This window comes from Achromobacter sp. GD03932, assembly GCF_029839485.1.
GTDB classification, from domain to species: domain Bacteria; phylum Pseudomonadota; class Gammaproteobacteria; order Burkholderiales; family Burkholderiaceae_B; genus Achromobacter; species Achromobacter bronchisepticus_A.
This window is the reverse complement of the sequence record NZ_JAOCAT010000052.1, coordinates 24,172-32,665: the sequence shown is the minus strand read 5'-3', so window position 1 is coordinate 32,665 and position 8,494 is coordinate 24,172. Positions and strand designations below refer to the sequence as shown.

The 8,494-nt window shown below is 68.6% G+C and carries 8 protein-coding genes; 1 reads left to right on the top strand and 7 read right to left on the bottom strand.

The window, feature by feature from the left end; genetic code table 11:
• Positions 1 to 1,438 (bottom strand): MFS transporter (locus N5C88_RS30350; protein ID WP_280016838.1); only part of this gene is annotated, 1,438 nt, incomplete at its 3' end.
• 153 nt (positions 1,439 to 1,591) lie between these two features.
• Between N5C88_RS30350 and N5C88_RS30345 the strand changes: the two genes are divergently transcribed.
• Complete coding sequence (locus tag N5C88_RS30345) at positions 1,592 to 2,476, top strand: LysR family transcriptional regulator (protein WP_059373111.1); 885 nt, start codon at positions 1,592 to 1,594, stop codon at positions 2,474 to 2,476.
• A gap of 16 nt (positions 2,477 to 2,492) precedes the next feature.
• On the opposite strand, the gene N5C88_RS30340 is transcribed toward N5C88_RS30345, so the two are convergent.
• The 6 genes from N5C88_RS30340 to N5C88_RS30315 all read right to left on the bottom strand — a co-directional run bounded on the left by N5C88_RS30340 (position 2,493) and on the right by N5C88_RS30315 (position 8,444).
• A complete protein-coding gene (locus N5C88_RS30340) occupies positions 2,493 to 3,179 on the bottom strand; it encodes a GntR family transcriptional regulator (RefSeq protein WP_059373109.1) in 687 nt (228 codons plus the stop codon).
• A 79-nt stretch (positions 3,180 to 3,258) separates the two neighbouring features.
• Positions 3,259 to 4,287: a MerR family transcriptional regulator gene (locus tag N5C88_RS30335; RefSeq protein ID WP_280016836.1), complete on the bottom strand. Its 1,029-nt coding sequence runs from the start codon at positions 4,285 to 4,287 to the stop codon at positions 3,259 to 3,261.
• 57 nt (positions 4,288 to 4,344) lie between these two features.
• A complete protein-coding gene (locus N5C88_RS30330; protein WP_280016835.1) occupies positions 4,345 to 5,568 on the bottom strand; it encodes an MFS transporter in 1,224 nt (407 codons plus the stop codon).
• A gap of 25 nt (positions 5,569 to 5,593) precedes the next feature.
• On the bottom strand, positions 5,594 to 6,664 hold the full coding sequence (locus N5C88_RS30325) for an alcohol dehydrogenase catalytic domain-containing protein (RefSeq protein ID WP_280016834.1): 1,071 nt from the start codon (positions 6,662 to 6,664) through the stop codon (positions 5,594 to 5,596).
• A complete protein-coding gene (locus N5C88_RS30320) occupies positions 6,661 to 7,773 on the bottom strand; it encodes an FAD-dependent oxidoreductase (protein WP_251879755.1) in 1,113 nt (370 codons plus the stop codon). Before N5C88_RS30320 ends, N5C88_RS30325 begins: the two co-directional genes overlap by 4 nt.
• Positions 7,770 to 8,444: a cupin domain-containing protein gene (locus N5C88_RS30315; protein WP_280016833.1), complete on the bottom strand. Its 675-nt coding sequence runs from the start codon at positions 8,442 to 8,444 to the stop codon at positions 7,770 to 7,772. Before N5C88_RS30315 ends, N5C88_RS30320 begins: the two co-directional genes overlap by 4 nt.
• Between the last annotated feature and the right edge of the window lie 50 nt (positions 8,445 to 8,494).

Genomic DNA, 8,494 nt, shown 5'->3' with positions numbered 1-8,494 from the left:
TGACCGCGGCATAGCCGGTGTCGAAGGCGGTCTTGGCCAGGCGCGTCAAGGCCATGCCCAGGTCCGACGACAGTCCGTCCGCCACGATCAGGGCCTGGTCCAGGCTGTCGCGCGCCAGCTCGGACTGGGGCAGGCCCGTCGGCACGGCCAGCGTGTGCGCATAGACCCCGGACAGGATCGATCCCATCAGGGTGACGCCCAGCGCGCCGCCCAGCTCGTACGAGACCTCTTCGATCGAGGCCGCCATGCCGGCGCGCTCCGGGGTGGCGCTCTGCATGATGGTGCTGGACGCCGCGGTCATGGTGGCGCCTATGCCCGCGCCCAGCACGCACAGGCTGACCATCTGCGGCAGCAGCGCCGCGTCATAGCTCAGCAGATAGCCGGTCATGCCCAGGCCCGAGACCAGCAGCGACAGGAACAGCATGGTGGCGCTGTTGACGCGGCCCAGCAGCCAGCCCGCCAGAGGACCCGCGATGAAAGCGGCCAGCGACAGCGGCAGGATGAAGAGCGCGGCTTCCAACGGCGACATGCCCATGACCAGCTGCAGCCGCTGGCTGAACACCAGCTCCATGCCCAGCAGCGCGGCGGCGGCGAACAGCGCGGCCGCCACCGCCGAACTGAAGCTGAGGTTGCGGAAGATGGCGAAGTCGATCAGCGGATAGGGCCGCGCGCGCTGGCGCCGCACGAATACGGCGAGCATGGCCGCGCCCGCGGCGCAGGCCAGGCCGGCATCGCGCCAGGAAGGGGCGGTCTTGCCCAGTTCCTTCAGCGCGTAGGCGCACAGGATCAGGCCGGCCATGACCTGCAGCGAGCCCAGCAGATCCCAGGGGCGCGAGGCGTCCGGACGGCTGGCCGGGATCAGGCGCCAGGCCAGCGGCAGCGCCAGCAGCACGATGGGCACGTTGATGAGGAATACGGAACCCCACCAGAAATGCTCCAGCAGCACGCCGCCCACCACCGGACCGACCGCGGCGCCGCCCGAGGCCACCGAGGCCCAGACGCCGATGGCGATGGCGCGTTCGCGCTCGTCGGCGAAGGTCAGGCGCAGGATGGACAGCGTGGCCGGCATCATCATGGCGGCGCCCACGGCCAGCAGCGCGCGCGCCGCGATCAGGGTGGCCGCGCCGGGCGAGTAGGCCGCGCACAGGGACGCCGCGCCGAACACGATCAGCCCTGCCATGAACAGGCGCTTGTGACCGAGGCGGTCGCCCAGCGTACCCATCCCCAGCAGCAGGCCGGACACGACCAGCGCGTAGATGTTCACGATCCACAGCTTTTCCGACGCGTTGACGTTCAGCTCATGCGTGAGCCGGGGCAGGGCGGTATAGAGGACGGTCATGTCGACCACGATCAACAGCAAGGCGCTGGACACGATGGCCAGCACCAGCCAGCGGCCGGGCGCGGCCGTGGCGACAGCGTTCGGTTCAGTCCGCTGCATGGTTCTACTCCTGAAACTGAAACGCCTGCCGCGCCGAGGATACGGGCGGGGCCGGGATGGCCGGGTTCCAGAGCGCGCCATTATCCATCTTCCATTTGCCATAAAAAAGTTGGAAACCATCTATAAAATGGATGGATAAGGGAGGGCTGGGATATGCAATGGACACTGGACCAGCTGCGGCATTTCGTCGCCGCCGCGGAATCGGGATCGTTCTCGGCGGCTGCGCGGCGCCTGGGCAAGGCGCAATCGGCGGTCAGCACCTCGGTGGGCCTGCTGGAAACGGATCTGGGCGTGGAACTGTTCGACCGGTCGCGGCGCAACGCCACGCTGACCGCTACCGGGGAAGTCATGCTGCAGGAGGCCCAGGAGCTGCTGCGGCAAGCGGGCGCCTTGGAGCAGCGCGCCTTGTCGTTCGCCGCCGGGCGCGAAGCGCGCCTGGGCCTTGCGCTGGACGAAGGCCTGCCTTATCTGGTGGCCGACCAGTTGCTGAAGGAACTGGCCGAACGCTATCCAGCGCTGGAGCTGACCCAGCTCAACGGCACCGCGACGGAGGTCGCCGAATACGTGGAGCAGGGCCGCGCCAGCCTGGCCTTCCAGTTCGATCGCGGCGATCCCGGCAGCGCCTTCGCCCACCGCCATCTGGGCAACGTGGCGCAAGGCATCTTCGTGGCCCAGGGCCATCCGCTGGCCGCGTTGCCCGAGGTCGGGCGCAACGATCTGGCGCGGCACAGGCAGTTGCTCATGCAGATGGACGGCGTAGACCAGGTGGTGCTGAGCCCCTCGGTCTGGCGGGCCGACAGCAGCTACAACATCGCGGCCATGGCGGCCAATGGCGTGGGCTGGGCCATCCTGCCGCTGAATATCGGCGAATACGAGGGCTTCAGCAACGCGCTGGTCAGCGTGCGTTGCGCGGACCTGTTCCTGCCCATGCTGTCCGTGCGCACGCTGTGGCTGAGGGGCGGCAGCCTGAGCGAGACGGAACTCTGGCTGCAGCAGCGCATGGGCCAGCTATTGGCGGGGACGCAGGCGCAGCCGTAGCACGGCCGGCCCGGTTTCAACTGAGCAGCGCGCTGACCAGATCGCCGCCGCTGCGGCCGCCGTTCTTGAAATCCAGCGCCGTCTGCACGTGTTCCAGATGCGCATCCATCAGCGCGCAGGCGCGGTCGGCATCGCCCGCGCGGGCGGCCTCGATGAAGGCATGATGTTCCTGCGACGAGCAACTGGCATCGTGCGAGCTTTGGTACAGCACGGTGATGACGGCGCTGCGTGCCGAGAGTTCGCGCAGCATCCCCGTGAGCACGGAATTTCCTACGGCCTCGGCCAGCAGGATGTGGAAATGCCCAAGCAACCGGTTGCGTTCCTGCACGTCGCCGCCTTCCAGCGCGCGGCGCTCCGCGGCCAGGTGCGCGTCGATGCGGCGGTAGTCCGCCGCCGTTGCCCGCGCCACGAACTCGCGCGCGAGCGCCGCTTCCAGGATGCGCCGTACGGCATAGACCTCGCGCGCCTCGTTCGCGTCCGGCTTGCTCACGAAGGCGCCCTTGTCCGGCACGATGTTGATCAGCTTGTCCTTGGACAGCATCAGCAACGCGGCGCGGATCTTGGTCCGGCTGACCTGATACACCCCCGCCAGCGCCTCTTCGCGCAGCCGTGTGCCCGGCGGCAGCTTGTGCGCGACGATGGCCGCCGAGATTTCCTTGGCGATATCGTCGGCGCTGGGGTCGGGGCGGACTTCCTGGGACATGTTGGGGCAGGAGAGGGACAGGGCCGGTCAGTCTAGCAAATGGGCAGGCCCGGCGGTGACGGGGCCTGCCGGACCGGGCCTAGCGCGCCGCCGCCAGCGCGCCCATCGCCTGCCGCATGAACGACAGGGTGGCGTCATCGGTCCAGGTGCCGGCGGTGAGTTCGGGCTCGTTCATCAGCGCCTGGCGGAATTTCGCCTGGGTGGCGGGGTCGTTGCCGGCATAGCTGCGGAACAGGTCCAGCCAGCGCCGGGCCAGCGCCAGCGCCGTGGCCGAGTCCGGCGCCGCGCCCGCGTCGAGCGCGTCGCGCACGTCGGCCATCAGCTCGGGCCATTCGCCGATGCGGTCGCCGTAATGCTCACGCATGTAGCGCGCCTCGTCCGCGGTGAGGTACTTCTCGTAGATCCGCAGCTTGCTTTCCGAGAAGGCCTGCAGCACGTAGTCGCGCAAGGCCGGCGAGACGCCCATGTGCGCCTGCATCGCGGGCTCCCGTTCGTGCATCCGGTTCAGCTTGACCAGCAGGCGCGGGTCGCGATTGGTGTCGCGCAGCAGCAAGGTCATCCAGCGCAACGCCAATTCGCGCGGTCGCGCCTCTTCGGGTGCGGCGCCGGCATCGATCTGCGCCTGCACCTCCTTGATCAGCGCGAGCCAGTCCGCGTCGCCATCCTGGCTGCTGCGGTACATGGGCAGGCGGGCCAGTTCATCGGGGGAAAAATACTTGTCGTACATGGTCATGAGTTCCAGAGTGGTGAGCCAATCGGCCAGCTCTGGCTCCTTGCCTTGCGCCAACTGGCCCTGCAGCTGGGCGAGACGCTCGCGCAGCCGGGAGGCTTGCTGGATCTGGCGGTCGAGCATCGCGATCTGCCTGGCGATGATTTCGTCCATGGGAGTGTCGGGCTGGCCCAGATAAGCGCCGATTTCAGCCAGCGGCAATCCGAAGCGGCGCAGCGCCTGGATCTGATGCAGCCGGGCAATGTCGTCGCGGCCATACAGCCGATAGCCGTTGTCGGCGCGCGCCGAAGGCGTGAGCAGCCCGATCGCGTGATAGTGGTGCAGCGTGCGGACGGTCAGTCCGCTGCGCTTGGCCAGTTCTCCTACTTTCAGTTGCACGGCATTCCTCCTGTTGATGGCGCGGAACGAACTCTGGGACATGACGTTGCGTGAGGGTCAAGCCTGTTGGCGGCTCCTGGCGGACCCGGCCAGCAGCGCGACCGCCGCAATCGCCAGGGGAATGAATGACACCCACAGCACCGTGGCCCAGTCGTACGCGGCCAGCAGGCCGCCCGATGCGAAGGAGCCGACCGCCATGGTGCCGAAGATGATGAAGTCATTGAGCGACTGCACCCGGGTCCTTTCCTCGGGCCGATGGCATTCCAGCACCAGCGCCGACGCGCCCACGAAGCCGAAGTTCCAGCCCAGGCCCAGCAGGATCAACGTGACCCAGAAATGCGCCACGTCGATCCCCGTGAGGCCGATGGCCGCGGACAGGCCGGTGAGCGCCAGGCCCGCCGTGACGATGCGTCCGGCGCCGAAACGCGTGATGAGGCGTCCGGTGAAGAAGCTGGGGCCGTACATGGCGATGACGTGCCATTGCAGGCCCAGGTTGGCGCTTTCCTGCGAATGGCCGCAAAGATGCATGGCCAGCGGCGCGGCGGTCATCAGGAAATTCATCAGCAAGTAGGAGACGGCGCCGCAGACCACGGCCGTGATGAAGCGCGGTTGGCGCGCGATCAAGCCCAGCGGCCGTCCGCCCGCGACTTCGGCCGCGCTGGGCATGGGCAGGTGCACGCCCAGCAGGACCAGGGCCGAGATCGCCGCGACCGCGGCCTGCACAAGATAGGTTGCCGCGAACATGTGGACCGGCCACAGGTACATCGTATATGTGACCAGTTGCGGGCCGACCACGCCGGCCAGCACGCCGCCGCCCATCACGAAGGACAGGGCGCGGGCGCGCCGGGCGGGAGACACGCCGTCGGCCGCCGCGAAGCGGAACGACAGCACGACGGCGGCGTACGCGCCGCCGAAGAAGGTACCCAGGCAGAACAGCCAGAACGAGCTCAGCACGATGGCGGCGGCGGCCAGCAGACCCACGAGCACGCCGCAGGCCGTGCCGGCGAGAAAGGCGGTCCGGCGGCCGTAACGCCGCGCGATGGCACCCATGGGCAGGATGCAGGCGGCCATGCCGACCACGAAGAGGGAAATGGGCAAGGTCGCCAGCGCCTTGTCCGGCGCCAGCATGTCGCCGACGATGGCGCCGGTGGCGTAGACCACGACGGCGTTGGCGCCTGCCAGCGCCTGGGCGATCGTCAGCCGGGCGATGTTGCCGCGCTGCGCCTGGGGCGAGAGTTCAGCGCTGGGCGCGGCCGATGGCGCCGGGGTTGATGCGGACAAGTGGGTCTCCTCGAGGATTGCGGTTTTAGTTGGTATGGGTAGCGGTTTGCCATGTGCGGCGTCGTTCCCACGCGGCGTCCATGGTCAGGACCACGCGGAACTTCGCATCGCCGGACTTCAGGCGCAGCAAGGCGTCGGCTGCGCGTTCCAGGGGTAGAGTCTCGACCATGGGCAGCGCCTCTGCAAGTACGCTGAAGTTCAGCGCTTTTTCAGTTTCCCAGGGCGTGCCGGTCATGGACCCGGCAACGGTCCGCTCGCCGCCCACCAGAAAGCCCGGAGGCACCGCCAGCGGGACGCGGCCCACGCCCAGCAACATCGTGCGGCCTTGCGGAGCCAGTCCGCGCATGGCCTCGGACACGGCCTGCGTGTCGGTGATGGTGGCGATCAGCGCTTGTGCGCCGCCCATGCCGAGGAGCCGTTGCGCGGCGTCTTCCCCGTTGCTGTCGATGTAGACATGGGCGCCCAGGCGCAAGGCGTCAGCGGCTATGTCGCAGCCCCGGCCGATGGCCGCAACCTTCATGCCCATGCGGCGGGCGTATTGCAGCGCCATGTGGCCCAGGCCGCCTATGCCCAGCACGGCGACGAGATCGCCGGCCTGCGCCCCGCATTTCCTGAGCGCGTTGAAGGTGGCGATGCCGGCGCAGAGTATCGGGGCGGCTTGTATGGCGTCGAGCTCGTCGGGTATGGCAACCAGTCCGGTCGTCCGGGCGAGCATCAGTTCGGCATAGCCGCCGTCCTGGGTGACGCCGACTACCGGTTGATTCGTGCACAGATTGAAGAGGCCTTGGCGGCATTGCGCGCAGGTATTGCAATGACCGCCCAGGCGTCCCACGCCGACGCGTTGGCCGATGTTCCAGTGGGCGTCGACGCCCGCGCCGAGCGCGGCGACGCGCCCGACGGCTTCGTGGCCGGGGATGCGCGGCCGTTGCAGCGCCGGATTGTCGATATCGGCCGCGTCGGCGCCACAGACGCCGCAGGCTTCGACACGCAGCAGTACTTCTCCGGGGCCGGGTTCGGGCGTGGGCAATTCAACGAATTCGAGCCGGCCGGGCGCGGTGGTCCGAATGGCGCGATAGGTGGAAGGGACGCGCGTCATCGGGCGGGGACTCCGGGCGGGACCGCGTTGGGGGCGGGTGCAGCGCGGTCCAGCAGCCACTTCACGCCGGCGTCCGCGGCATCGATGGCGCCAGCCAGATAGCCGGGGAATGCGGCGGACCATTCGCTGGCTATCCCGGCCAGGCGACCCGCCCATACGCCATCCTCGGCCGCAACCGCGGGTGCGGCCGGGTGCGCGCCGCCATCCATGCAGTCCGCCGCCGTGGAGGTGTCGGGGTCTTGCGACCAGTCCTTGTAGAACTCCCGCTCGGGCTTGAGCGCCTGGGGGCCGAACAGCCGGGCGAGCTGCGCGCGGCTGTGGGCCATCAGCACGTCCTGGCCGACGGAACGGCGCGCCGCCGCGGGCACGTCTACGAATCCGAACAGGGCAGGACCTTGCGGGGTGCTGGCGTCGTGGACCTCGGCCAGAGGCCCCCGGCTGCTGCGGGCCGCGCCAGACATGCCTTGCTCGCGCCAGAATGCCGAGCCGTAGACGGCGAGGTACTTCGCATGGGGAGCCATCCAGGTCGGCGTGCCGCGCCATTGCGTTGCCAGCGCGCTCGGCAGCGGAGGGTCGAAATCGATACGGGATTGCGCCAGGCGCGGAGGCACGGCCACCAGCACTCGCGAGGCCTGAAAGACGCTGGGCCGTCCCTCGCTGTCCCGCGCGTGCACTTCGATGGCGGGGCCGGTCGCACGCAGCCGGGTCACGGTCTGGCCCAGCTTGATGCGCGCCGGATCCAGGCGTGCGCGCAGGGCATCGATCAGGCCGCTCATGCCGGTCGCGAGCCGCATGGACGCCGGATGGCTGGGGTAGCCATGCATGCGCACCGGCGTTCCTGAACGCTCGACCATCATGGAACCCGCTTCGTGTTGAGGGATGATAGACAAGCCGAAATCGCGGACGATGGCGCCAAGCCCGGGCTGGATCGCAGGCCAGAACCACGTGGGGCCCAGATCGTAGGAACCGGCGCCCAGGATGCGGCCGCCGGGCCTGTCGCGCGCTTCCAGCAGCAGATGGCCGCCGGCGCCATGCCGCTGCAGCAGCAGGGACGCGTATAGGCCGGAGAGTCCCCCTCCGACGATGACGGTGTCCACTTGTGTCGTCATGGCTGGCTCCCGCCGTTCGGGTCCGGCAGATGGCCGGTCTTCAGATAGACGGTAGCGCCCTGGGCGCCAGCGGCGAGCGCGGCGTGCGCGCCACGGGCAAGGCGCAGCCAGCTGCCTTGCGGGTAAGAGGCTTGTCCATCGGCAATTGATCCGGCCAGCACCAGTATTTCCGCATCCGCGGCCGCGGTCCGTGGCAGCGGTGCGTGGGCGGGCAGGCGCCGCAGGCAAGTCTGCTCATAGGACGCGGAGTAAAGCGGGCAGGTTTCGCCGCCGCGCTCGCGCGTCCAGGCAGCGGGATCGCGCGTGTCGATGCGCACGATGGATTGTTCATCCGCGGGCATCTGCCGCAATTTGACGAAGATGGTGGCGCCGTTCCTGCTGGAAGGGGCATGGGCGGAACCGGGCGGATTGCGCAGGTACCAGCCTGCCGGATAGTCGCCGCTGGCGTCGGAGAAAGTGCCGGACAACACCAGTATTTCTTCGCCGCCGGGATGGGCGTGCGGTGGAAAACGGCTGTCCGGCGCGTAGCGCACGATGCTGGTGGCGCGCGCCTGTTCGCCGCCCACGCGGTCCAGCATCATGCGTTCCACGCCGTGCTGCGGCGACGGCATCCATTGGTACTGCTCCGGCGTAACGATGACGTTGCGTGAGAAATCGGCGTTGATAAGCATGATATTGGTAGAAAAGCTATTTCAGGATGACGTCTGGCCCTTGGCTGCCA

What these genes read in the sequence shown, in the direction of transcription:
- N5C88_RS30345 (WP_059373111.1), top strand. Translation starts at nt 1,592, where the DNA reads ATGCAATGGACACTGGACCAGCTGCGGCATTTCGTCGCCGCCGCGGAA.
- N5C88_RS30340 (WP_059373109.1), bottom strand. Translation starts at nt 3,179, where the DNA reads ATGTCCCAGGAAGTCCGCCCCGACCCCAGCGCCGACGATATCGCCAAG.
- N5C88_RS30325 (WP_280016834.1), bottom strand. Translation starts at nt 6,664, where the DNA reads ATGACGCGCGTCCCTTCCACCTATCGCGCCATTCGGACCACCGCGCCC.
- N5C88_RS30320 (WP_251879755.1), bottom strand. Translation starts at nt 7,773, where the DNA reads ATGACGACACAAGTGGACACCGTCATCGTCGGAGGGGGACTCTCCGGC.
- N5C88_RS30315 (WP_280016833.1), bottom strand. Translation starts at nt 8,444, where the DNA reads ATGCTTATCAACGCCGATTTCTCACGCAACGTCATCGTTACGCCGGAG.